Consider the following 24,409-nt stretch of genomic DNA (forward strand, 5'->3'; position numbering starts at 1 on the left):
ATTCAAGTGGGATTTGTATAGTCCTCCAAAAACAATAATGCTAGATAAAAAGATACCTGGGAATAGAGCTGCTTCGGGTCATGGCCGGTAAGTTCTTCGATCTTGCCCAAACGGTAGTGGACCGTATTGATATGGACTTGTAACTGGCGTGCTGTTTCCGAAATCTGCGAGTTGTTGGCCAAAAACACATTCAAAGTGGTCAAGAGAGTCGAATCCTGGGGAAGTTTTCCCAGGCAGCGTTCGATGAAGGCGGTTTTGGTTGCCGGTGTCATATCTTCCAGGCAAAGCTCCAGCAGTAAATCTTCATATAAAACGAGCGCAGCTCTTTTTAAAGCAATGGCCAATGTTTTTTCCGTCTTCTGAAACAGATGTCTCATTTTTCCTGGGGGACCGGCCGGCCCCACTCCGATCTCCGGCAAAAATCCGAACCGCCTTTTGAATTCCTGTTGGAACCGGGTCAATAAACGAGCGTATTCGGGAGCTAGCTTCGTCGCAAGTGATGCCGGTTCATCGTGTATAACCAGACAGCAATCATTTCCCCAGCTAAGCACCATGTCATTCGTTCTTTTTTCCAGCCAATCCCGGGTATTTCTGTAGAATTCAGAGGCGTTTTGGTTGTCAGAAGCAGAAAAGTGAATAAGGGAGCAGCGTTTCCAGGTGGACATATCGATGCCTAAAAGACGTCCGTTGTCCAGGAATGCTTCCGCAGGAACTTCCTGCTGTACCCACTCGAACAAATAGGCTTCCAGTCGACGGGTTTTCCACTCAGTCTGCTGGAAATACATATTTTCCTGAATGAGCAATTCTGTCATTTTTTTTACCAGCGAACCAAAAGGCGTGACCTTTTCCGGACTGCCGGTGATACCAATGACGCCAATCGGCAATCCATCGAAATAGATCGGAAGGTTGATTCCTGCCTTCACGCCGGTCAGGGCAGCTTCGTCTGCTTCGGAAAGAATCAGTTCTGTTTTTCTTTGACAGGCTATGACAGCGCCCTCGTGGTAGCTATTTATCCGGTCTGGGTCAGTACTGGCAATGATGATACCGTCAGGGTCGACAATGATAATGTTTTCATCGAGCAGTGGCTTCACTTCTGATACGATTCTTCTGCCTAAAGCTGGGGTCAGATACATGGTGGCATCCCCTTTGTGTTCGTTTTGATGGAAAGCTGGAAAACGCTAATTTCTCGGGCAATCCAAGTCCTTGGTAAGATTTTAGCAAACAAACATGCAATCGTATACAACGTTGTATTGCCGACATTTTTCAGTGGTTTCGTTTATTCCGGCTATCTACTGTCCATACTACAGTTAGAAACTACCAAACCGGAATGGAGGCCTGTTATGGATGAAGGATGAAGTTGCATTGAAAGAATTGTATTACCAAGTATTGAAAACGTGTTTCGCTTATGAAATCCATATGGAGCCGGGAACGACCTTTATTGACATGTGGAAAGCGCTCATCGTGAAGTTGGATGATCAAACAAAAGCTGTGCTGAAAGCGAGACTCCAGGAGGATGTCCAGGAAAAAAGGGGGACCACTTTTGAAAAGATGCTTCTGTTGCTGGAACGACAGGAAACAAGCTTGAAAGAGTCCCGGAAGCAGATTGGCTGATTTGATAATACAGAAACCGGACAATTTGCGAACATATAAGGAATGCAGGACACCCGGAAAAAAACTCTTCATCCGTGAGGAGAAGAGTAAATCGAATTACCCTTATGATTCTGTTTTTGTTACCCCCAGATGTCCGGTTTTCATTGTAGGCGGGCGAGGTGTTTGCGTCTAGCTTGCTTTATGCTTTTCGTTGCCGGGGCCAAATGAAGTAACTGATCGTGGCAAGCGTATCGACTCCCAAAACCAACCCCCACACTCTGATTATTCCTGTTAAAGCTTCCGTCCGTTCTGCATCTCCGATGATAAAAATCGTGGCAGCAAGCAGCCCTGCTCCGATGGCAAAAGCCAGTATATGGCGCAGCCATCCTTTGGCATAATGCCTGGCATATTGATATCCATAGCGTTTTTGCGGTTTTGATTCCTGCTGCTTTAGAATATAATATTGAAAGCGTTGGTCGGCCCAGGCTATCATACTTTTTCCGAATGCAATCGAGCTTCCGATGTAAATGGCAGCTACACCATGGGCTGCTGTGGCCTCGGCTCCCCGGTTTAAATCAAAACCTGCCAGCAGCAGCAAAATCAAGTCGATCACCGGTGTCATCGCCAGTAAAGTGAGTCCTGCTTTCTCTTTTTTCCATAAATAACGGGTGACCAAACCAGCAATGATTGCAATCCAGAAGGCAATTTCACAGGCAATGATCATCCACACAATATAATTCAATTATTTCTCCCCCTTGAACTTCTCATCGACTTCTCCTCTTATTTAATACAGTTGTATCAGATAAAGCCAGCATAGCACATTCAATTATTTAATACAATTGTACTAAATAATTGAATGTTCGTTTCCGAATTGCTATCGTAAGAATATGCCAAAAAAAGTGAATCATGAACAGCGTAGAAATAGAATAGCCGAAGCAGCCTGGCAGGTCATTTTGGAATTTGGAATGGAAGGGGCTACCGTTCGCAAGATAGCAGAAAAGGCAGGGCTGTCCCTAGGAGCCCTGCGCTATTATTTTTCCAATCAGGAGGATTTGATTCTTTATGCAATGCGTTTAGTGAAGGAAAGAGCAGCGGAACGAATCAAGCAGATCCTCCACCGCGATGGGTCGCCCAAACAAAAGATGCTCGATGTTTTACTCGAAATCGTTCCCACGAACCCGCAGACCAGAGCAGAGATGGAGGTGTGGTTTTCGTTTGTCGGCTACGCCCGGCATCATCCTCACTTATTGAAGGAGGAAGGGGATGGCATTTTAGCCGCCATTCAGCTGATGTTCGGGTATATGGAAACAAATGGTTTGCTGCGGCCAGGTATCGATAAGCAGCTTGAAATCGAGAGACTGTATGCAATGGTCGATGGATTGGCGCTTCACGCCATGCTGGAACCGGAACGGTTGACCGAAAAGCAGGTGGAAAAAGTCATCGCCAGTCAGTTGGATGTTATTTTTGAGTAATGAATTGAGGGGGAGATCATGATGGCAGAAATACAGCGCTTGACCGAAAACGATTTTCCGGAAGTTTTTGCTTTGTCCCAATTTGCTTTTCAATTTAAATTGTCTGATGAGGAGAGACAGAAAAAAATAGAAGAAACAAAACATCACAAAATTTGGGGCTGGATGGAACAGGGGAGACTAGCGGGCAAGCTGCATCTCCATTCTTTATCCTGTTATCTGGACGGTAAAGAGTTTGCGATGGGAGGAATCGGCAATGTAGCAACCTGGCCGGAGTATCGACGGCAGGGCGTTGTAAAGCGGCTGCTGCACCATGCTCTCCTTGACATGAAGGAAAATGGGCAGATGTTGTCTTTCCTGCATCCGTTCTCTTTTCCATTTTACCGAAAATATGGGTGGGAGCTGGCTTTTACAAACAAACACTATTCCCTGCCAATCGACCGGTTGAAGAAAAAGTGGAATGGAGACGGCTATGTCCGCAGAGTGCAAAAAGATATCGCGTTGCTGGATTCGCTTTATAGCCGTTTTGCACAGGAATACAATGGCATGCTGGTAAGGGATGAACGATGGTGGAAGCAAAGGGTGCTCACTGGAAACGAGCACATCGCTGTGTCCTATAACGAGCAGGATGAGGCTGAAGGGTATCTCATTTACCATGTCAACGATGACATCTTCACTGTAGAAGAGTTTGTTTACTTGACGTTAAATGGGTGGCGTGTACTCATGCAATTCATCGCCAACCATGATTCGATGGTGGAAAAGGTGGAAATGGTAGTGCCGGAGAATGATTTATTGCCTTTGAGGATAGATGAACCGAGGTTCCCACAGGAGGTCAAGCCCTATTTCATGGCCCGGATAGTCGATGTGCCGGCATTCCTGAAGGCTTATCCTTTTCGCCGTAACCCTAGTTCGCAGCCTGTTCATCTACAGGTGGAAGACGAATTTTTGCCTGACAATACAGGCAGTTATCGAATTGAGGATGGGCAAGTTATCCACATCGAGGCTGAAAATCCTGGGGGGCACGGCATTTCCTGCTCCATCCAGCAGCTTACGGTGATGCTGCTTGGCACAAAACGGCCTTCGGAATTATATACCGCAGGAATGATTGGTGGCGAACCCACGGAAGTAGAATTGCTAGAGGAAATATTGCCTGTCAGGCAGACGTATCTTACCGATTTTTTCTAGTCACTGGCAAGTTTCGCTTTTTTTCGTGAGGGAATAAGGTTCTATACTTCCATCCTTGCGAAAGAAGGGAAATAATATGGATATACCTTCCACGAAAGCGGAAATAGAGCAACAACATAAACAGGCAAAGCCATGGATCCGGCGTTTCGGCAGGATAGGCTATATGGCCCAAGGAATTGTATTTGCCTTGATCGGATTCCTTGCTTTGCTGGCAGCAGCGGGTTCTGGCGGGAAAACCGCCGGTACGAGCGGAATGTTCCAGTCGCTTGCCGCCCTTCCCCTCGGCGAAATCCTGATTTGGATCATTGGACTCGGACTGTTCGGTTATATTGTCTGGCAGTTGATCAGAGCATTTAAAGATCCGGATGGTTATGGAAAGGGGATACGGGGATTGACCATCCGTACGGGCTTCTTCATCAGTGCAATGATTTATGGCGGCATCTCGTTCAAGGCACTGAAAATCGCTGTACATGCAGGAAGTGGCGGGAATTCTGAGCAGACAATGTCGGCAAAACTTCTATCCCAGCCGTTTGGGCCATGGATGCTTGGGATTTTTGGCCTTGTCGTTTTTTGTTTTGCCATCTATGAAGCAGGTATCGGGATAAAAGGCAGTTACATGAAAAAGTTCAAGCAGGCCGAAATGGAGGAAAAGGAAGAAAGAATCGCTAGAATCACTGGGAAAATCGGGATGATTTCCCGGGGAATAGTATTCGGCCTAATCGGTTTTTTCTTTGTGCAGACAGCTCTCACCACAAATCCCGATAAAGCAAAAGGACTGGATGAAACGTTGTCCGAACTTGCGCAGCAGCCGTATGGCAGTTGGATGCTCGGCGTCGTTTCACTTGGTTTCATATTGTTCGGCCTTTATCAAGTTTTTCGGGGACGTTATCAAAAAATGGATTTTGGAAGCTAAAGAACAGCAAGGGTGTCGATTGTTTGGATATCCTTGCTGTTCTTTTGCGTTTACCATCCCTTAAGACATAATTTTCTGAAAAATGCAAGCGATAAACTTTTGGAAATAAAAAAATATCGGCATTATTTGTAAAATTATGTTGAAAAGTGAAAATTGACACAGTATACTAACTAAAGAACTACATACGAGAGTGATAAACTTCTGAAAAAGGCAAACTAGCCGAAAGGTTAGGACGCAAAGCCCAGGGTCTAAGGTTAAGCGATGAGTCATTTTACTCATAAGCGACTAGGATCGCCTGGCTGCCACACACTTGATTTAGTTGAGAATCAAGCTATGTCTGGCTGTTCCTGATTAGGAAGAGCCATTTTTTTGGGATTTTTCGTAAAAAGAGGTGGTTTAATACTTTTTGTAGTAACCGAGTGTTTGATTTTTACAGGGGATGAAAGAAATTATGGGGAATACGATGGAAAGATTGGTGTGAGTTGGAATTGAATATTATTGTGGTGAAAAATCGTTGTCTATTAAGAGATGGTATCATCAATGTCTTGATGAATAAGTATCCATCTCATTCAGTCAAAGCGGTTTCTTATAGTGAATGTCGTTCTCTTATGCAGGGTGGGGAACCTGTAGACTTATTGATCGTCGATATCGACACAGACAGTCATTCCGTCATGGAAATGATAGAATGGCAGCAACAAAAGGGAGAAAAGGTAATTGTCTGGACTGCGAACCCTGACATTTCCAGGCTTAACGACTGGTTTCAAAAAGGTTTGGACGGCTATTTTTTCAACGGCATGCAGCCGGAGGAATTGTCGAATGGTGTTGACTGTGTATTGGATGGCAATGTGTATGTACATCCCAAGCTCTCGACGGTTTTATTGCAGGATTACTTGAAAATTTCGAACAAGGTTGCAGAACAGCCAGTCGGAATTCTGACAGAGCGAGAATGGAATGTACTGGAGTTGCTGACAAAAGGCTTTAGCAATGACAAAATTGCCAAATTCTTATTTATCACAGAGAAAACAGTTAAAAATCATGTGAGTTCTATCTTTAGAAAATTGGGAGTGCCAGACCGGACGAATGCTGTTTTGTATGCATTGCGGCAACGGTGGTTCTACTTATAGAGAAGGTCGATCGAAAGGGAAGTCTTACAAAATACAGCTGCCAGAGATTTTACTGCTGCATGCTACAACGAGGGGTAGAAAAATATGCGGAAAAAGATTAAGTTACCCAGCCTGAAGTTTTCGAATCTTAGCATTGGCTGGAAGTATGGGGCCAGTTTAGTTGTTGTTTTTGTTTTGTTCGGTATATCTGCCGGTATTGTCACCACGCTGATCAATGGCATCGGTAACAACATCGATGAAGTGGACAGACGAGGGGACCGGGCGATCAAGGTGACGGAAATGGGATCCTTGACCAGAGCCAAGTCGGTACGGATCGCCAGCTACTTGAATAACGACGATGCTCGCTACATAGATGAGTATAATGAACGACTGGACCAATTCAATGCATTGGAAAGTGAACTGAAAGCGAAAATGGATACGTCCGAACAAAAGGAGTTATTCGCACAGATCCAGGAGAATGACAAGCGGATGAACGATTTATTTTTAGAAGTGATTGTTCCGGCAGTGGAACAGGACGAAGCCTCATTGCTGGCCAATTTGAAAGTTGAATCAGATCAGCTGCGGTCAGAAACAGTGCAATTATTGGACAGCTTGCGCGAAACGGTTATAGCTGACCGTCAGGCGGCCATTAAGGAAGCATCAAATAGTTCTGCCTTGGCTAGAAACGTATTGCTTATCGCGATAGCTGCTTCTGTGATTCTGGGCGGTTTGCTCGTCTTCTTCATAAGCCGTTCTGTCATCCGTAATTTGAACAAAGTTATTTACGTCAGTGATCAAGTTGCCGATGGAAACCTGGCAGTCGATCCAGTAGACTATGCTGGCAAAGATGAAATCGGCCGTCTCGCTGCTTCGATCAACGCAATGGGTTACAGCCTCAAGGAGATGGTGGAGAAAATCGCCGGAATTTCCGAGACTGTCAGCGGTCAAAGTGAAGAATTGACGCAGTCGGCCAACGAAGTCAAGTCCGGTTCACAGCAGGTGGCCACCACCATGCAGGAATTGGCATCAGGATCAGAGTCCCAGGCGAACAGTGCTTCTGAATTGGCTTCTGTAATGGGTGATTTCTCTCAAAAAGTACAGGAGGCGAATGAAAGAGGTGCCCACATCGATGAAACATCCAGTCATGTCCTCGGTATGACTGAAGACGGAAGTAGTTTGATGGATTCATCAATAGAACAAATGCAAAAGATTGATGGGATTGTACAGGACGCTGTGAAAAAAGTCCAGGGGCTTGATTCTCAGTCACAGGAAATCTCCAAGCTTGTATCGGTCATTAAAGACATCGCTGAACAAACCAACTTGCTTGCACTGAATGCAGCGATCGAAGCTGCGCGTGCGGGGGAACATGGAAAAGGCTTCGCTGTCGTTGCCGATGAAGTAAGAAAGCTTGCAGAACAAGTAGGAGTCTCTGTTACCGACATCACGAACATTGTGAGCAATATCCAAACCGAGTCCAGCAATGTGACAGAATCGCTTCAAGGCGGCTATAAAGAGGTTGAACAAGGGACCAGTCAAATTGAGAAAACTGGTAAAACATTTGCCAGTATCCATTCTTCTGTTTCTGAAATGGTGGAAAGTGTCCAAATGGTTTCTGGAAACCTGGCAGCCATTGCTGCGAAGAGCCAGGAGATGAATGCCTCGATAGAAGAAATAGCTTCGATTTCTGAAGAAGCCGCTGCAGGGGTAGAGCAAACGTCGGCATCTTCCCAGCAGACCAGCAGTTCGATGGAGGAAGTCGCCAACAGCTCTGAACAGCTTTCCGGCCTGGCCGAAGAATTGAATGGATTAGTAAGACAGTTTCGATTATAGCTTTTTTAAATGAGGGAATTCCTTTCCTCAGGTACGTTCCAAAAACATAGTGGCTGAAGGAAAACCGGACGATATTCGACAATGCCGAGCATTCGAATTCGTTCGGTTTTTTGCTTTTATATATAAGATAAGCTTTTTTGACAGACTTCCTTTTATACGGTTGTTTGATGAGTACTACCCATCGCTGCTTTTAGATACACTGCTTTCACTTTCTCCAAAAATACAAAAGGCTTAACTTGTCGGTTTTCGAGCCATGCTGTTCCTGTAGAAATCCGTATACGCAACAACGTGCATGCCCTTTTACAAAACAGCATGTCAACACGTATTTAGAATGGATGTTTGTATCTGAGTGCAGGCACTCTGTGATTATGAAGGGAGATTAAAAGCAGCGGAATGTTTCCGGTAATCCCTCCCATGAATGGGAAGTGTGCGAATGACAACTATTGCTAGCGCATATAGCGTTTGGGGGCAAATGGAGGATCATTTCACCGATCATGTTGCTTTGCTTATCCTTTGTCCTCCGCGCTTTGTCCGCTGTTCAGCTGATCTATTTTTCTCTCGATTCGGTCTAACTGTTTTTGTCGTTTCGCCTGGGAACGGAACACCGAGACGAACAACAGCACAATCAAAACCAAAATCATCAAGTAAACAAACTGTACGAGCACATCTCCCCATAGTAAATCATTCATAAAACCGTCCTCCTCTAGTAGATGCTGTTTCCAGTTTACCAGAAATTAACTGACAAAGTAAAAAAAATACCGGCAACAGGACTGAAAGGAGTCAGTCTGTTGCCGGTAAAATTTTTATATATAGATTTCGATGCTGTTTTTATCTGTCTGCAATGTTCTCTCCAGTGCTGCCTTTTTCACAATAAGTCCACCTTGCCGGTACGGATTGTAAGCTTCTTCCACGGCCATTTTTTCACCATTGACCAGAACCTGTCTTTCTTTTTGGCCAATGTGAAAAACAAATGTGACCGGCTTGTTTAAAAAACGGAACGCAAATTCGAGATTGTCCATTGAATCAGGTAGAACCGGATCGATGACAAGGTCGCCCCACTGCTGACGGATTCCTAGCACATTGGTGATCAACTGGTTCATATAGATTCCGGGACCGCTTGAATATATCCGCCAGCCGCCTTTCACCGCAACCTCGCCGTTCCGGAGTTTTCCGAAGTTATCCTGTGCATCATACCGAGTTTTGAATTTGCCGTCGGAGCTGCTGAAGTAAGCATTGCTTTGCCGCAGTTCTGCATTCGGCACGGCTTTCTGGATTTGTATCGGATTGATGATATCCAAGCCATTCCATGCTTCTTCCGCTTTTCCTAGCTTGGCCATTGCTTCGACAAAACGAATATGGGCATGGACATACTGCAACCCGATCTCTCTGCCAAAGTTGGCTGCCTGCTCGGCCCGTTTAAAATGAGTGCTGACCCCGCCGGAATAATTAGCCGGCCGGTTCATCAATCGAACGCCGTCCGGGAATGACAACTGCTGTTTTATTAACTGATAATGCCGCTCGGCTTGTTCAGGAGTCAGCAGTTCACTAATGATCCCACGCTGCATTGGCAACAGGCGGTAATCGATTCCTGTTTCGGTATCAGATGGATGCAGCATCATTTGCGGTTTGTCCGGATCCTCCAAGTATAAAAAGCCGGGTATCACATCTGACTGCAGGACATAGGTTTGGAAATCTTGTTTGACACCAGCCAACAGTGTTTCCATCTCCTCGACTTGTGGATCTCCAGCCTTTTTCAAGACACTTGTCATACGCTGTAAAGCCTGGTAGGTCAAGGCCACTGTCCAGCTGCTGACCATATATTGCTTCAACTGCTGATTGGCAGGCTGCAGGGTGTCGTCCCAGTCGCCGTCATCATAAGCGGACAAATGGGTATCATGTAAAAAGTGTTCCTGTATATAAGCAATCTGTTTTTTGACGTGTTCCAAAATGGTCGCTGTTTCTTCAGTGAAAGCAAAGTTGTGTCTGTCTGTATAGGGAACCTTCGTTTGAAGGATGGCATAGTCGTTTGTAGCTTCTACATAGTCGCTGATCACTTTAAGCGGCCAGACGATAATATCGCCATGGCTATCAGCTTGTTGAACGGTGTTGTATTGATCAAACATGAACCACTGCGGCCAATTTCCACTTTCCTGATATTGGTGAGAATATACCATCTTGATTATTTCTTTTACTGTTTGTTCGTTTTGGGTGGCCATGAAATACTCTGTCGGCCCCTGACAGACATCGCGCGTACCCCAGGCTGCGCCGCCGTATTGCTCCAGACCGTGTGGGGTTGAGAAATGGACAAGCATATTATGGGTGTACCACCAGGCGAGTGCGTTGACTTTCTCCAGTGCTTCATTAGAGCCAGAATCAGTACGTAAATGAAAGTCGTTAAGCAACCCGTGAAAATATTCACGATAACGTTTTATCTCATGTGCAGAAGAACGTTTTTCCGCAGAGTATTTTTCTTTTCTGAGCCCGCCAGTTATCACGATCGTCCATTCCGAAGCTGGAGCAAGTGTCAGGACGACCAGAGAAGCATCCCCGGTTTTGATGGAATCGGCCAGTTTTTGCTCGTCACCGAATTCTGCTTCCGCACCAGCAACATGCAGCTGATAATTTAGGGCGGGATAGACAGAAGAACTATCAGCTGATTTGTCCGCCGTGAACGTAACGGTTTGATTGTCCACCTCATAATGGAACGGAACTTCGTATTCGTTGTTTTGCATGGTCATTTGGTTGGTTACCAGGTAACGATAAGCTCTCCCGCTTTGCGATGCTGCTTCCAGTTGAACCTGCTTACTGTCTACAGTAGTAAAATTCGTGATAATAATCGTATCGTTTTCCAATTTGTAATACCAGCGGGCGTAGTTGAACCCGATTTCGAACAAGGAAGGCATCGTCAGCAGACGATAGCTGCCTTCAAGCTCGATATAAACCCGCTGTCCCGGAGTTTTGGCTATGTTCAGCGGATTCCGGGCATTGGTCATCATTTTATTCATGTTGACATTTCCGATTGCCAATTGCGAATTGAAAATGCCATACATATAAGAAGTGGTAGACAAGTTATCGTCCCGTACGACATGGTTCCCGCCACTCATTAAAATGTGGCCATGCGGCCTTTCGACCATGGTATCCTTGCGTTTGAGGACAATATGCTCATACGTATCGGTGAAAAAGGAAAGCAAGCCGTTTTGGTCTTTCTCTTCCAATTGCCGATCCGGAAAATAGCGGTCGATTTCCTGTTCTGTCATTTCCAGTGTTTGCAGTGGTTCACCCAATGAAGTCGATCGAACAACCCGGTCGACAGCCTTCCGTTCAAATCCTTTTTGTTTTTCTGTCGCTTTCCATGCTTGTTCGATTTCTTCCTGGTAATCTAATGCAGTCACCGCCTCCGGATGATCCGGTTTGAAAAGGCCGTAAAAAACGAAGCGGTGGCTGCCGTGCAGCGTTACTTGCTTGGATTGCAACGCAGTATAGGCGAATTCGTATTGATAAATGTCGTTTTGCAGCTCCGGCTTCGTCAATGCCTCCGGTTGATTGGTTGTCTTATAAGAAAGACCGAAGAACTGGAAACCGTCCGTGGAAAAGCCGGAGGCCCCTTGCAGACAGCCTTGCTGCAGATAAGGAAATCCGTCGCTTTGCGGTTGGTTTTGTCTGGTACATACGACATAACCTTTCTGCTCATCATTAAACACTTTATGATCCATGTATTGGGACATATAGGCTTCGTTTGCCCGGACTGCGCCTTTGTCGGCAAGTCCGAGGTCCTGACCATAAATGATGTCTGCCTTTTTACCCTTTCCGTCAAGAGTGATGTCCCAAAACCAACAGTTGTTTTCACCGGGAAGAAAGCGGACTTGATAGTCGATATCCTGAAAAGTCCCGCTCCAGACGATTTCTTTTTCGCCAACCTCGATTTTGCTGTTGGATTGCACACCGATCATGGGAACGGAAACGACGGTGCCATCTGGTTGATGAACCCGCAAATATACATTGTTCAACGCTCCGTCTATCGGATTGGCCAGCCACTGATTGATCAGGGTCTGGTTATGTGTTACTTGAAAAATATCTCCGCTTTCCATAAAGGAGAAGCTGACTTCTCCTGCTTGGAAGTGGTGAGGTGTGTTAGGCATGAAATTTCTCCTCCTGCATTAACGTGATAAATGGAATGATTCCGCAAGGCATTCCTTGCTGTTCGTTCCTACATAAACCGTGAATTTACCAGAATCACTCTTGAATTCCAGATCGGCATGATGGTAGCGAAGCTGTTCTTCTGTCAGCAAGAATTGTACCTCCCGGCTTTCTCCGGGTTCCAGTTTGATTCGCTGGAATCCTTTCAACTCTTTTAAAGGCCTTACTACTTCGCCGACGTGATCCTGTGTGTATAATTGCACGATTTCTTCTCCTGGTGTCTGGCCGGAGTTTGTGACAGTCACAGCGACGGTCAACTCCTGTCCTGCTGTCAGTGATTCTGCGTTAAGAGCCAAATCGTCATAGGTGAAGGTCGTATAGCTCAAGCCGAAGCCGAATGGATACATTGGGTCATTCGGACTATCTAGATATTGGGATACATAGCGTTCTTGGGCATCAGGGGCATCTTTCGGGCGCCCGGTATTGAAATGATTATAATACACTGGTACTTGCCCCACGGAATGTGGGAATGACATCGTCAACTTTCCTGATGGATTGATGTCGCCATACAGCAGGTCTGCGATGGCATTCCCGCCCTCTGTACCTGGCTGCCATGCTTCGAGCACTGCGTCGGCCTGGTCTGCAACTCCGTGTAAGTCCAGCGGACGTCCATTGAACAGGACAGCGACCGTCGGCTTGTTCAGCTGTTTAACAGCCTTGATCAGATCGAGTTGGGCCTGAGGCAGTTGAATATTGGAACGTGATCCAGCTTCTCCACTCATCTCCGAGCTCTCTCCCAATGCCAGTACAACGATATCAGCCGTCTTGGCGGTTTCAATGGCTTCTGCCAGCTGTGCCTCTGATGCCGATTCGATGTCACATCCCTGGGCCGTTCGCAAGTTGTCTGTGCCGATTTTCGTCTTTATCCCTTCGCTTAAGGAAACGGCTTCTTCCCGTGAACCCCTCCAAGACCATTGGCCAAGAATATCCCCGCTTTCGGCCATCGGGCCGATCAAAGCGATTTGCTGCTGTTTTTGTAGTGGAAGGACATGGTCGTTTTTCAGCAGTACAGCTGATTTGGCGGCAAGTTCCCGGGCAGCTTGCCGGTGTTCATCCGACATGATGAGGCTTTTTTCTTTCGCTTCATCTGCCCCGCGGTAAGGATTTTCAAACAAACCGAGCTTCTTCTTCAACTGCAGGATACGCAGGACTGCTTCGTCAAGCAACGCTTCATCGACCGTACCAGCTTCTATTAAGTCGCGAAGATGATCCACATAGCAGGTGGTCATCATTTCGATATCCAAACCGGCTTTAATAGCTTTTAAGGCTGCTTCCTTGCCATCTTCGGCAACTCCGTGCGGTATCATCTCCTTGACTGCTCCCCAGTCGGAAATCAGAACCCCATCGAAATTCCATTCATCGCGCAAAAGGTCCCGCATTAATTTTTGATTGCCGGTAGCAGGAATGCCGTCGACGGTGTTGAAAGCCGTCATCACCATCTCGCTGCCTGCGTCCAGTGCTGCTTTGTAAGCTGGCAAATAGGTTTCCCGCAGTTCCCGTTCCGACATGTTCACCGTATTGTAGTCACGCCCGCCTTCCGGTGCCCCGTAAGCAGCGAAGTGTTTTACGCAGGCGGCGACCCGGTTTATATCGTGGGTGAGATCTTTTCCTTGAAAACCCCGGACTTGGGCTTTTGCGAATTCGCTATTCAGATAAGGATCTTCTCCGGTTGATTCCATTACCCGTCCCCACCTGGGATCGCGAACCAAATCGACCATTGGAGCAAAGGTAACGTGGACACCTGAGACAGCTGCTTCTTTGGCTGCGATTTCTGCGCTTTTTTCCGCTAGCTGTAAATCCCATGAGCATCCGATTGCCAATGACACTGGGAAAATGGTTTTATAGCCGTGAATGATATCAGACATAAACAACAACGGTATACCGAGGCGGTTTTCCTGCAAGTGCTGCTTCTGGATTGCTTTGATTTCTTTAGCGCCCGAAGCGCCTAGAACAGAACCGGCATTCTTGACGACGGATTCGTCGATTCCCATTTCTTCCATTGGACCGGTGATTTCCCCTTTAGCGGAACTCCCTTTGAAAAAAGGTGCGGCCAACTGCATGAGTTGAGCGATCTTCTCATCAATCGTCATTTCTTTTAATAGCCGATCGAGTGATTGTTCTGACATATGGTTACCTCCTGTGTCAATACGTGATATTGTGCTAGTACGTTCTATTCCAATGTATAAATTGGAATCGATTTCACTGACTACTATATGCTATTTATAGAAACGTTTCAATAGAAAAGCACAAAATAATTTATTATAAAAACAAACCATACTATTATTAAATATGTTGTTTTAGGAGGATTTTTCAAGAAATTTATCAAAAATGAAAAATAATAGTTGAAACCGATTTCAGTTAGATTTATAATACGGTTATCGAAACGTTTCAATTAACAAAGAAAAAAGGAGTGGAGAGGCAATGAAACAAAAGAAACTTGGATCTTTGCTCGTCGTGATGCTTGCAGCCGTATTGGTGTTGGGAGCCTGTTCTTCCAATGGGTCATCAGGTGGATCGTCTGATAAAGATACAATAACGGTGTGGACCATGACGCCAGAGTTAGAGGACTTTGTAAAAGAATATGAAGATGAAAGTGGAGTCAAAGTGGAAGTACAAGCAATACCTTGGGACAATGCACATGATAAACTGCTGACCGCTGTGGCATCTGGAAAAGGCCCGGATGTTCTGCAAATCGGTACTACTTGGGTGGCTGAGTTTGCCGAGGCGGGTACATTTTTGGATTTGACGGACTACATCGATGAATATCCAAACTTCAATCCGGATAATTTTTATGAAAGTGCTGTAGAAACGACAAAATACGATGGCCAAACTATCGGAATTCCATGGTATGTAGATACGCGTGTTTTGTATTACCGAACAGATCTGTTAGAGGAAGTCGGATATCCGGAAGGACCCGAAACATGGGAAGACGTAAAAGACGCGGCAACGCAATTGGCTGCACGCGGAGACGATCAATATGGGATCGAGATTCCTCAGGTGGACCAAAACTTCCCGTTCATGCTGGCATGGGAGAATGGCTGGCAATATGAAGAAGGGGAAGGGGCGGCCAACTTTGAAAAAACGGGATTTAAAGAAGGGGTCGAATTGCATCATACGTTCTTTGAAGAAGGAATGGCTCAGCTGACTGAAGGGAAACAGCTTTACCAGGCGTTCAGTGATGGCTCGAAACCGATGTTTTTCAGTGGGCCTTGGGAAATCAACTCCATCAATGAACAAATTCCAGAGCTGGAAGGACAGTGGGACGTTCATGTCATGCCGGAAGCAGAGAATAACAAATCAATGATCGGCGGGGCGCACTGGACTGTATTTAACAATACAGAAAAAGTGGACGAGGCACTTGATTTCATCAACTGGATGGCGGATCCGGAAACACAGGTTTCCTGGTATGACACGGTTACAGAATTGCCCGCAAATATGGAAGCGTGGGAGGATCCTGAACTTGCTGATGATGATAAAATCAGCACGTTCGGCAAGCAGCTAGAATCGACTCAAGCGGTCCCGGTAATTCCTGAGTTCGAAACAATGGCACAGGAACTGATCGATACACTGGAACAAATCAACCGGAATGACGCCGATATCGATAAAGCGTTGGAAGAGTACCGCAATCAAGTGTCAAGCATTCTATCAAAATAAACTGTCGGAACATATTGTATGCAAGGTGTGCGCATCATCAATGCTTGCACCTTGCTTCCTTGTGAATGGTTGAAGGGAGGACCAGGATGAACAAAAGTAAGTTCAATATTACGCCGTTTCTTTTTATTGGACCCGCTGTCTTATTACTGTTTGTATTTTCTTTTGCACCGATTCTAGTCTCGCTTGGTATCAGTTTCACGGATATGAACTTGAGCGGCCTGGCGAACTGGTCGCAAATAAATTTTGTCGGTTTTGATAACTTTGTCCAATTGTTTCAAGATGAGAAATTTCTCCAAGCCATGGGGAATACCTTTTTTTATGTGATTATCGGTGTGCCGTTGGCGGTCGGCAGTTCCCTGTTGATTGCCGTTTTGCTGAATTTCTTTAATAACTGGGTATCCTCCACATTCCGGGTTGTCTATTATGTTCCATCCATCACCAATATCGTAGCAATCGCGGTGGTTTGGAGTTTTCTGTACAATCAAGAATATGGTTTGTTCAATTATCTGTTGTCCTTGATCAATGTCGATTCCGTACCTTGGCTGGAGGAGCCGGTTGTTGCCAGACTGTCCTTGATTCTGCTGGCGGTTTGGAAAAGTAACGGGGTAAGCATGCTGATATTCCTGGCAGCATTGCAATCAATACCGAAAATGTACTATGAAGCAGCAGACATCGATGGGGCGAACAGAATTCAGAAGTTTTTCAAAATCACCTTGCCATCCATGGGATTTGCCACCTTTTTTGTCACCGTGACCACCTTGATTGGCTGGCTGCAATTTTTCGAAGAACCTTTCGTCATGACAAACGGGGGGCCGTTGAACGGAACGAATTCGATGGCTTTATTCATTTATCAGGAAGGCTTCCAGTATAGTCAGTTCGGTTATGGAGCTGCAGCGTCCTTCGTGCTGTTCGCTATTGTCATTGTAGCTACACTCGTTCAATTTAAACTGAGGAAAACAGACTAAACCTAGTGAGGTGCCGCTATGGAATTGAAAAATAAATTTGAGAGAGCAGTTGTGCTTTTTATCCTGTTCGCAGGTGGTCTGCTCGTCTCCCTGCCGTTTATCTGGATGATTCTCAGTTCTTTTAAAAACGACAGAGAGGTACTGAGCATACCGCCGACATTGTTTCCGGAAAACCCGACCTTCGAACATTATATTGAGTTATTCCAAAATCTGAACTTTGGCGTTTACTTGATCAATACCTTGATCATCGTGCTTTTCGCAATGCTTGGTTTGTTATTGAATACAATGGCCGGCTATGGATTCGGGAAATTCGATTTCCGGTTCAAAGAAGGATGGTTCATGATTGTCCTCGTCACGATGATGATTCCCGGCCAGGTCACCATGATTCCGACCTATCTTATTTTAAATGAAATGGGGCTGACCAATACGATGGCGGGAATCATTCTGCCAGGTTTGATTGCTGCCTTTAATATATTTTTGATCCGGCAGTTTATGGTGACGATCCCGGATGATTTGATAGAAGCGGCCCGGCTGGACGGTGCCGGTGAGTTTTATATTTTCTTCAAGTTGATTATCCCGCTTGCCAAGCCGATATTGGCAGTGCAGGTCATTCTTACCTTTATCGCTTCCTGGAACAGCTTCTTATGGCCGTTGATCGTGGCAAATGATGAGTCGCTGTATACTTTGTCTGTCGGGTTGGCGTTGTTGCAGGACGAAAATGTGACGAATTACGGATTACAAATGGCTGGTTCAGCGTTTATGGTTGTCCCGATCGTCGTGATATTCATGATTTTCCAGAAATATATCGTGGAAGGCTTCAATGTATCCGGAATTAAGTAAAAAGATGCGAGGGGAGCGATTGTATGGCTCTGATTGAATGTAACTTTGGTTCGGAAGTGTTATCCAAAAATATGGAAATGAAGGTCATCCTGCCGCAAGAACGCCGTCCTGATGGCACAGGGCACCCCACCCTGTATTTATTGCATGGTTTTAGCGATAACCATACAGCTTGGACAAGGTGCACGTCGCTGGAACGCTATGCAGAAGAAAAGAAACTGGCTGTGGTGATGCCGGCGGTGGATAATAGCTATTATGCCGATATGAAGTACGGAGGCAGCTACTGGACGTTCTTGACAGAAGAACTGCCGAAAACTGCCCGATCCCTGTTTCCGCTGTCCGCGAAAAGGGAGGATAATTTTGTAGCCGGCCAGTCGATGGGTGGATTCGGCGCATTGAAGTGGGCGCTCAACCATCCTGAACGGTTTGCAGCTGCAGCAAGCTTGTCCGGCGTGACCGATATGGTGTATCATTTGCAAAATGTGCGTCAGGAGAATTCCGACAAATCGAGGTATCTATCCCTGGTTTTTGGCGATGAAGATATATCCGGAACGGTCGATGATTTGTTGTATCAGCTTAGACGGCTGGACAAAAGCGTGAAAGAGAAGCCGGCGCTTTATCAGGCCTGCGGCACGGAAGATTTTTTATATGAGCATAATCGGCGTTTTTTGCATGCCTGCAAAGAGACGTCGTTTGCATTGACGACAGATTTCGGACCGGGCGACCATGAGTGGCAGTATTGGGATCAAGTGATTCAGCGGGTGTTGCGCTGGCTTCCGGTAAAATAATTCCAATTCTTTCGCAGTGGGGGATAAATAAAGGGCTTCCATTTGTTAAACTAGAATATAGATACTGGTATGGAGGCTATAGTTTATGGCGACGATAAAAGATGTGGCAAAACTTGCAGGTGTGGCGATTTCGACGGCTTCCTATGCATTGAACAACAGTGCGAAGATAAGTGCCGCCACCAGAAAAAAAGTCGAGGAAGCTGCCCGTTCATTGAACTATCAGAAAAATGGGTTTGCTTCGGATTTGAAAAGAACCAAAACGAAAACGATTGTGCTGATCTTGAGTGATTTGTCCGGACCCTATTATTCGGAATTGATTAAAGGGGTTCAGGAAGTGACCGCGGCAAATGGTTACGATTTGATCGCTTGCAGTTCTATCGGTGGTCAGCAGTCGACAGCGGTGAAATTTTTGAAAGAAAAACGAGCGGACGGTGTGGTTGTACTGGCACACAATATTACCGATGAAGTGATTCTGGATTCCGCACGGCCTGATTTTCCGATTGTGGTGCTGGACCGCAATCTTCAGCATGACCATGTGATTCAAGTGGAGGTTGATAATACGGAGGGGGCACGTATGGCGACCAATTATCTGCTTGATCGTGGGATGAAAGAAATTGCCTATATCAGCGGGCCGAATAATTCGCATGATAACGAGCGAAGACTTTCCGGCTATCGCGAGGCATTGGAAAAGCGGAATGTGCCTTTTTCCTCCCGTTTAAAAATTTCCGGGGACTTCACAAGAGATAGCGGCTATTTTTCCACCAAAATGCTGATTGCCCAGCAGAACCTGCCGGATGCTGTCTTTTTTGCCAACGATGAAATGGCTATCGGCGGACTGCAGGCTTTTGCTGAAAAAGGAATCAGTGTTCCGGATGATATTTCGGTGATCGGTTTTGACGATATCCAGCTTTCCGAGCATGTTTCGCCGCCGCTCACTACCATCCGGCAGCCGAAATATGAGGCGGGCGCGTTGGCGGTTCACTTGATTTTTCAAGTGCTTGCCGGTGAGAAGGTGGAAGATCATTACAATTTGTCCACGGAATTGATTGAGCGAAGTTCTGTGAAAGATCATTCCCATTCAAGGTAAGTATTCGTATGGTGCGGCAGTTAATGCGATTTCGCTCGGCGGTCTGCTTGTGAGCTCACTCTGTAGTGTCTCACCTAATCAGTTTGTCTGCTGCAGACCTTAATATATTTGGCATCTTTCCAGTGGAAAGGAAATGATCTGTTGAAACCTGTTCGGGCATTTAAAAAGGAAGCATGGACTGAATCGCAAGTAGCCAGCGATGATAAAAAGCGACTCTTATGAACTTACTTTAATAAAAAGGAACGGGCCGGGACAAAAGCGTGGCCGCCAATGCAAAAACCGAACGGTTCCGTTCGGTTTTATTTGTGTGTTCCGTAGAAGAACTTCTTTTTATCCTATTGTTTGAGCGTGCTTTGCATCACTATGGCAAGATACTGCACGTTCCCCGGGCACGGCTTCAGCCCCCTCAGCTTATTTGTATCTAGAACAGTGACGAAGATGAAAAATCAGCCCGGAGTCCTTTATTCTTCTGAAATGGCCTATGGAACCAACTATAAAAAAGGCTATTGTCGGACTGGAATCAGAAAATACTTTCTATGTCGTTGACTCTTCTTTAACATGTTTTCCTATCAATTCCGCCTGGATGATATATCGGTTTGGTGCGGATCCGATAAAGTCAAATGGATAGCAGGTCGTCAAGGTCAGTGTCGGTGTTTGTTTCTCGATGAGGACAGAGCGGTCATCAGCGTCGGTGATCCAGGTTTTGCGTATTTGGTATTCATAGAATATATCCTGAAAATCAAGATATATTCTATCACCCGGCTGCATGTCGTCCAACCCCGTAAAAACAGTATCCCGGTGACCGGCTAAGCCGGTATGGCCAAGTTGGCCGGGTTGTTTCATAGTCTCAGAGGCGTACATACCGACACCGTTTTTAAGGGTTTGTTTGTCCGTTCCCCAAAAAACCGGATAAATCTTTTCCAGCTTGGGGATGGTCAGTTCCCCGACTTTTTCTCCTTTCCTGAAGATTTGTGTGGAGCTTACCCTGGTCCGGTCTTCAGATGTCGTGTAACGCTGCAGCGATTCCTGGATGTTTGAATCATTCCAATGTTGGGAGACGGATCTGGCTGCCGTTCGATCAACCGTCACCACTGTTGATTCTTCCCACCATTTATACCCATGCCATCCGGTTATCGCCAAACCGATGGCAAACAGCGCTATTCCGAAAAAATATTTCATGAGGGGTCCACCCACCTTAGCTCTCCTGTGACTCAGCTGATCCGTGCGGTTTCTTCCTTCTGATAAACAGCAGTGCTCCTAACATACTGACAACAGAACCAAACAGGATACCGATTGGATGACTGGATGCCGTATCTGCTAGCTGGTCACCTGTCTCCTTATCTCCTATCCCCATTAAACGGAAAATGTTTTCTGCGTTATCTGTATTATCAATGTGACCGGAAAAGTGTTCAGCTCCTGGTCCGAACGCATATACCGGGACGTCCACCCCAGTATGTCCTTCGGTCGTCCATCCTGTACCGGAACGCATGTCAAAAATGTTTTCGATTGCAGCATCGACAGCCAGGATGAGATCTTCCTCTTCCTGGTCCTTCGCTTCCTCGTAAGCTGCCCGGACAGCTTCGATTTCATCATCTGTCAAATCAAGCTGGATGTTTTCTGCCAATGTGGCTTCGATTTCTGCACCACCCGCAATCTGTTCGGCCATATAGTCAGGGGTTTTCTCCGCCGCTTGTAACACTTCGGGATGCCACTGATATTCCCCGTCACGTCCGACGGATAGCCCGCCAGTTGAATGGTCGGCAGTTGCCACCACCAGCGTTTCTCCGTCCTGCTCGGCAAAATCTATCGCTTTGGAGAAAGCTTGTTCAAAGTCTTCCATCTCACTCATGGCAGCAACAATATCATTGTCATGTCCGGCCCAGTCAATCTGGCTTCCTTCTACCATCAGGAAAAATCCGTCTTCATCATTTTTAAGACGATCCAATGCAGACATCGTCATTTCCGCCAGGGACGGCTGATCCTCTGTGCGATCAATCGCTTTGTCGAGCCCCACGGGAGCAAATAATCCGAGTACCTGTTCATCCTTATTTTGAAGCAGCTTTTTTCTGGTATCGATGTAGCTGTAGCCATCCTTTTTGAATTCTTTGGTCAAATCGCGATCATCACGAATGAAGAAGTCTGTGCCGCCACCAAGGAGAACATCCACTGCGTGTTCTCCGTTTACGAGATTGTCGAAATAATCATCCGCAATTTGATCATAATTATTACGCGATTCATCATGGGTGCCGAATGCCGCAGGAGTGGCATGGTTTATTTGGGAAGTAGCAACCAGACCGGTGGCTTTTCCGTGTTGCTTGGCGGCTTCCAGGACGGTTTTGGTTTCATGTTTTTCCAAATCGACTGCAATCGCTCCATTGTACGTTTTCACGCCGGAAGACATTGCTGTTGCTGTGGCAGCTGAATCCGGAATGTTTTCTTTTTCGTCTTCTTCACCGCCGTCAAAATATGCATCGGCAGAATAGGTGGTCTGCATCCCGGTCAAATAAGAATCAAAAAATGTATTCTCCATTTGCTGTGTCTCCGGGTCATCCTTGAAGTAGCGGTATGCAGTCTGGTAAGCAGGCCCCATTCCGTCACCAATCATAAAAATGACATTTTTCACTTCCGGCTGTTCGTTTACTTCAGCGCTTGCATGGTATGTAGAAGTCGTGGTCGTTCCAAAAGCAAGGGCCGCCAAAGCTGAAGCAACCACCCATTTTTTTGTCCAATTACGCTTTTTCACATTCAGTCCCTCCTAAAAAGAAAAATGGCAATGCTTACTGAGTGAATTCCCGGTTTAACCTGCGGCAAACTGGGGAAAAAGAAACAAATTTGCCAAACGTCAGAAAGGGACTATTTCAGGTTGTGTGGGAAAGAGGGACTGTCCCCGGAAAGGGAAGTTCGACTTCCGGAGGTTTTTCGACACGATTCTTTGCAATTCACTCCGACGATGGAACCATGGTATACTTAGAAAGTAGTGTTTCATCTGGCAAGGTGGCTAAAAGCGGAAAAGGGATTGTTTGCAAGCGATTTTTGAATTCCGTATAGTAGAGGTATTAAGAAACAATGCCAAGCTACATAGGCAGCGTTCAAGGCAGCCAAACTAGGGAAACAAAGTAAAAAATGCAGGAAGAAAGGGTCGAATTCGTATGGCAAAGCAACAAATAGGTGTCATTGGTTTAGCGGTGATGGGTAAAAACCTTGCATTGAATATAGAGAGCAGAGGTTACTCCGTTTCTGTTTTCAATCGTTCTTATGAGAAAACAGCAGACTTTTTAAACAATGAAGCGAAAGGAAAGAACTTTGTTGGTTCTGAAACAATCGAGGAGTTTGTCGCTTCATTGGAAAAGCCAAGAAAAATATTACTGATGGTGAAAGCTGGTGCAGCCACCGACGCAACCATCGAGTCGCTGAAACCTCATTTAGATGATGGGGATATTTTGATTGACGGCGGAAATACATTCTTTAAAGATACCATTCGCAGAAATAAAGAGTTGGCTGAATCGGGTCTTCATTTCATCGGTACCGGTGTATCCGGTGGGGAAGAAGGTGCTTTGAAGGGGCCATCCATCATGCCTGGCGGGCAGAAAGAGGCATTTGACAAGGTGCAGCCAATTTTAGAAGCAATTGCAGCGAAAGTGGATGGAGAGCCTTGTACTACGTATATTGGCCCGGACGGAGCCGGACACTATGTGAAAATGGTCCATAATGGAATTGAATATGGGGACATGCAATTGATTTCTGAAGCATACTTCATTTTGAAGCATGTATTAGGATTGAGTGCCGAGGAATTGCATGAAGTGTTTGCGGATTGGAACAAAGGGGAGCTGGACAGCTATTTGATCGAAATCACCGCAGATATCTTCACGAAAATGGACGAAGAAACCGGAAAACCACTTGTAGATATGATTCTTGACACTGCAGGTCAAAAGGGAACCGGAAAATGGACGAGCCAAAGTGCGCTTGACCTGGGCGTGCCGCTTCCGATCATTACGGAAAGTGTTTTCTCCCGCTTTATTTCGGCGATGAAGGAAGAACGCGTCAAAGCGAGCAAAGTGCTGAGTGGACCGGAAATGGCCAAAGCATCCTTCGACGGTGACAAGAAAGAATTGGTGGAAGCAGTACGTAAAGCGCTGTATATGAGTAAAATTTGCTCGTATGCCCAAGGGTTCGCCCAAATGCGTTCCGCTTCTGAGGAATATGACTGGAATCTTCGCTACGGCGATATCGCCATGATTTTCCGTGGAGGCTGCATCATCCGCGCGCAATTCTTGCAAAAAATCAAAGAGGCTTATGACCGCGAGCCAGGTTTGACCAACCTGCTGCTTGATCCATATTTCAAAGATATTGTAGAAAACTACCAAGAATCTCTGCGTGAAGTACTGGCTATCGCCATCAAGCGGGGAATCCCAGTACCGGCTTTCTCCAGCGCATTGGCTTATTACGACAGTTATCGCACGGAAAAACTGCCAGCCAACCTGCTGCAGGCCCAACGCGATTACTTCGGCGCCCATACTTATCAGCGTCTGGACAAAGAAGGCATTTTCCATACCGAATGGATGAAGTAGGAAGAAAAGCGGAGGCGACCCGATCAGCGACGTAAAAGCTGGACTGAACCGTAGGAGATAAAGGAAAGCCGAAAAGGTGTATTTCCTTTTCAAGCATGACTTATCGTACGGAGGTGAGGGAAGGTTACTAGTCGCTAGGGAGCCGTAGCCGGACAAAGAAAAGTGGAGGCGACCCGATCAGCGACGTGCAGAGCAGCTCCCTCGAGCTCCCTCAACGGGAAGT

19 protein-coding genes and 1 riboswitch are annotated in these 24,409 nt (G+C 46.1%); of the genes, 12 read left to right on the forward strand and 7 right to left on the reverse strand.

Features of this window, described 5'->3' with window-relative positions:
• Window positions 1-2 precede the first annotated feature (2 nt).
• Window positions 3-1,133, reverse strand: coding sequence for a CdaR family transcriptional regulator (locus tag F6X55_RS20310; protein ID WP_272914941.1), 1,131 nt, complete (start codon window positions 1,131-1,133; stop codon window positions 3-5).
• 211 nt (window positions 1,134-1,344) lie between these two features.
• Here F6X55_RS20310 and F6X55_RS09810 point away from each other — a divergent pair, with 211 nt between their 5' ends.
• The gene (locus F6X55_RS09810) at window positions 1,345-1,611 is read left to right on the forward strand and encodes a hypothetical protein (RefSeq protein ID WP_026571168.1); all 267 of its coding nucleotides are present in this window, start codon (window positions 1,345-1,347) and stop codon (window positions 1,609-1,611) included.
• Window positions 1,612-1,789: 178 nt separating this feature from the next.
• On the opposite strand, the gene F6X55_RS09815 is transcribed toward F6X55_RS09810, so the two are convergent.
• Window positions 1,790-2,332 carry a hypothetical protein gene (locus tag F6X55_RS09815; RefSeq protein WP_153462987.1) on the reverse strand — a complete coding sequence of 181 codons (543 nt, stop codon included), beginning with the start codon at window positions 2,330-2,332 and terminating at the stop codon, window positions 1,790-1,792.
• A 145-nt stretch (window positions 2,333-2,477) separates the two neighbouring features.
• On the opposite strand from F6X55_RS09815, the gene F6X55_RS09820 reads away from it, so the two are divergent.
• From F6X55_RS09820 to F6X55_RS09840, 5 genes are all read left to right on the forward strand, one after another.
• On the forward strand, window positions 2,478-3,062 hold the full coding sequence (locus F6X55_RS09820) for a TetR/AcrR family transcriptional regulator (protein ID WP_026571170.1): 585 nt from the start codon (window positions 2,478-2,480) through the stop codon (window positions 3,060-3,062).
• Window positions 3,063-3,083: 21 nt separating this feature from the next.
• On the forward strand, window positions 3,084-4,244 hold the full coding sequence (locus F6X55_RS09825) for a GNAT family N-acetyltransferase (protein WP_153462989.1): 1,161 nt from the start codon (window positions 3,084-3,086) through the stop codon (window positions 4,242-4,244).
• 76 nt (window positions 4,245-4,320) lie between these two features.
• A complete protein-coding gene (locus F6X55_RS09830) occupies window positions 4,321-5,157 on the forward strand; it encodes a DUF1206 domain-containing protein (protein WP_153462991.1) in 837 nt (278 codons plus the stop codon).
• A gap of 199 nt (window positions 5,158-5,356) precedes the next feature.
• Window positions 5,357-5,464, forward strand: a riboswitch (cyclic di-GMP riboswitch).
• Between the two features lie 175 nt (window positions 5,465-5,639).
• On the forward strand, window positions 5,640-6,281 hold the full coding sequence (locus tag F6X55_RS20315; protein WP_272914942.1) for a response regulator transcription factor: 642 nt from the start codon (window positions 5,640-5,642) through the stop codon (window positions 6,279-6,281).
• Between the two features lie 84 nt (window positions 6,282-6,365).
• Entirely contained in the window at window positions 6,366-8,090 is a 1,725-nt protein-coding gene (locus F6X55_RS09840; protein WP_153462993.1) for a methyl-accepting chemotaxis protein, read from the forward strand.
• Window positions 8,091-8,596: 506 nt separating this feature from the next.
• On the opposite strand, the gene F6X55_RS09845 is transcribed toward F6X55_RS09840, so the two are convergent.
• From F6X55_RS09845 to bglX, 3 genes are all read right to left on the reverse strand, one after another.
• A complete protein-coding gene (locus F6X55_RS09845) occupies window positions 8,597-8,779 on the reverse strand; it encodes a hypothetical protein (protein WP_026571174.1) in 183 nt (60 codons plus the stop codon).
• 114 nt (window positions 8,780-8,893) lie between these two features.
• Window positions 8,894-12,229: a GH36-type glycosyl hydrolase domain-containing protein gene (locus F6X55_RS09850; protein ID WP_237648635.1), complete on the reverse strand. Its 3,336-nt coding sequence runs from the start codon at window positions 12,227-12,229 to the stop codon at window positions 8,894-8,896.
• 18 nt (window positions 12,230-12,247) lie between these two features.
• On the reverse strand, window positions 12,248-14,413 hold the full coding sequence (bglX, locus tag F6X55_RS09855; protein WP_153462995.1) for a beta-glucosidase BglX: 2,166 nt from the start codon (window positions 14,411-14,413) through the stop codon (window positions 12,248-12,250).
• Between the two features lie 295 nt (window positions 14,414-14,708).
• Between bglX and F6X55_RS09860 the strand changes: the two genes are divergently transcribed.
• The 5 genes from F6X55_RS09860 (at window position 14,709) to F6X55_RS09880 (ending at window position 19,618) form a co-directional block, all read left to right on the forward strand.
• A complete protein-coding gene (locus tag F6X55_RS09860; protein WP_153462997.1) occupies window positions 14,709-15,941 on the forward strand; it encodes a sugar ABC transporter substrate-binding protein in 1,233 nt (410 codons plus the stop codon).
• 86 nt (window positions 15,942-16,027) lie between these two features.
• Complete coding sequence (locus F6X55_RS09865; protein ID WP_026571178.1) at window positions 16,028-16,906, forward strand: carbohydrate ABC transporter permease; 879 nt, start codon at window positions 16,028-16,030, stop codon at window positions 16,904-16,906.
• Between the two features lie 18 nt (window positions 16,907-16,924).
• Entirely contained in the window at window positions 16,925-17,746 is an 822-nt protein-coding gene (locus F6X55_RS09870; protein WP_026571179.1) for a carbohydrate ABC transporter permease, read from the forward strand.
• A 23-nt stretch (window positions 17,747-17,769) separates the two neighbouring features.
• A complete protein-coding gene (locus F6X55_RS09875; RefSeq protein WP_026571180.1) occupies window positions 17,770-18,531 on the forward strand; it encodes an alpha/beta hydrolase in 762 nt (253 codons plus the stop codon).
• 85 nt (window positions 18,532-18,616) lie between these two features.
• A complete protein-coding gene (locus tag F6X55_RS09880; RefSeq protein ID WP_026772150.1) occupies window positions 18,617-19,618 on the forward strand; it encodes a LacI family DNA-binding transcriptional regulator in 1,002 nt (333 codons plus the stop codon).
• Between the two features lie 534 nt (window positions 19,619-20,152).
• On the opposite strand, the gene F6X55_RS09885 is transcribed toward F6X55_RS09880, so the two are convergent.
• Both F6X55_RS09885 and F6X55_RS09890 read right to left on the reverse strand, forming a co-directional pair.
• The gene (locus F6X55_RS09885) at window positions 20,153-20,797 is read right to left on the reverse strand and encodes a class D sortase (RefSeq protein WP_026772151.1); all 645 of its coding nucleotides are present in this window, start codon (window positions 20,795-20,797) and stop codon (window positions 20,153-20,155) included.
• Window positions 20,798-20,813: 16 nt separating this feature from the next.
• Window positions 20,814-22,361 (reverse strand): alkaline phosphatase, encoded by a 1,548-nt coding sequence (locus F6X55_RS09890; RefSeq protein WP_153462999.1) that lies wholly within the window; start codon window positions 22,359-22,361, stop codon window positions 20,814-20,816.
• A 406-nt stretch (window positions 22,362-22,767) separates the two neighbouring features.
• On the opposite strand from F6X55_RS09890, the gene gndA reads away from it, so the two are divergent.
• On the forward strand, window positions 22,768-24,186 hold the full coding sequence (gndA, locus tag F6X55_RS09895; RefSeq protein ID WP_026571184.1) for an NADP-dependent phosphogluconate dehydrogenase: 1,419 nt from the start codon (window positions 22,768-22,770) through the stop codon (window positions 24,184-24,186).
• The last annotated feature ends 223 nt before the right edge of the window (window positions 24,187-24,409 follow it).

Origin of the sequence: Sediminibacillus terrae (assembly GCF_009602435.1) — a bacterium.
Classification (GTDB): Bacteria; Bacillota; Bacilli; order Bacillales; family Amphibacillaceae; genus Sediminibacillus; species Sediminibacillus terrae.

Bases quoted from the DNA above. Each gene is read 5' to 3' on its own strand.
- F6X55_RS09850 (WP_237648635.1), bottom strand. From the start codon at position 12,229: ATGCCTAACACACCTCACCACTTCCAAGCAGGAGAAGTCAGCTTCTCC.
- F6X55_RS09860 (WP_153462997.1), top strand. From the start codon at position 14,709: ATGAAACAAAAGAAACTTGGATCTTTGCTCGTCGTGATGCTTGCAGCC.
- F6X55_RS09825 (WP_153462989.1), top strand. From the start codon at position 3,084: ATGGCAGAAATACAGCGCTTGACCGAAAACGATTTTCCGGAAGTTTTT.
- F6X55_RS09840 (WP_153462993.1), top strand. From the start codon at position 6,366: ATGCGGAAAAAGATTAAGTTACCCAGCCTGAAGTTTTCGAATCTTAGC.
- F6X55_RS09820 (WP_026571170.1), top strand. From the start codon at position 2,478: ATGCCAAAAAAAGTGAATCATGAACAGCGTAGAAATAGAATAGCCGAA.
- F6X55_RS20310 (WP_272914941.1), bottom strand. From the start codon at position 1,133: ATGTATCTGACCCCAGCTTTAGGCAGAAGAATCGTATCAGAAGTGAAG.
- F6X55_RS09880 (WP_026772150.1), top strand. From the start codon at position 18,617: ATGGCGACGATAAAAGATGTGGCAAAACTTGCAGGTGTGGCGATTTCG.
- gndA (WP_026571184.1), top strand. From the start codon at position 22,768: ATGGCAAAGCAACAAATAGGTGTCATTGGTTTAGCGGTGATGGGTAAA.
- F6X55_RS09870 (WP_026571179.1), top strand. From the start codon at position 16,925: ATGGAATTGAAAAATAAATTTGAGAGAGCAGTTGTGCTTTTTATCCTG.
- F6X55_RS09865 (WP_026571178.1), top strand. From the start codon at position 16,028: ATGAACAAAAGTAAGTTCAATATTACGCCGTTTCTTTTTATTGGACCC.
- F6X55_RS09845 (WP_026571174.1), bottom strand. From the start codon at position 8,779: ATGAATGATTTACTATGGGGAGATGTGCTCGTACAGTTTGTTTACTTG.
- bglX (WP_153462995.1), bottom strand. From the start codon at position 14,413: ATGTCAGAACAATCACTCGATCGGCTATTAAAAGAAATGACGATTGAT.
- F6X55_RS09885 (WP_026772151.1), bottom strand. From the start codon at position 20,797: ATGAAATATTTTTTCGGAATAGCGCTGTTTGCCATCGGTTTGGCGATA.
- F6X55_RS09830 (WP_153462991.1), top strand. From the start codon at position 4,321: ATGGATATACCTTCCACGAAAGCGGAAATAGAGCAACAACATAAACAG.
- F6X55_RS09810 (WP_026571168.1), top strand. From the start codon at position 1,345: ATGAAGGATGAAGTTGCATTGAAAGAATTGTATTACCAAGTATTGAAA.
- F6X55_RS09875 (WP_026571180.1), top strand. From the start codon at position 17,770: ATGGCTCTGATTGAATGTAACTTTGGTTCGGAAGTGTTATCCAAAAAT.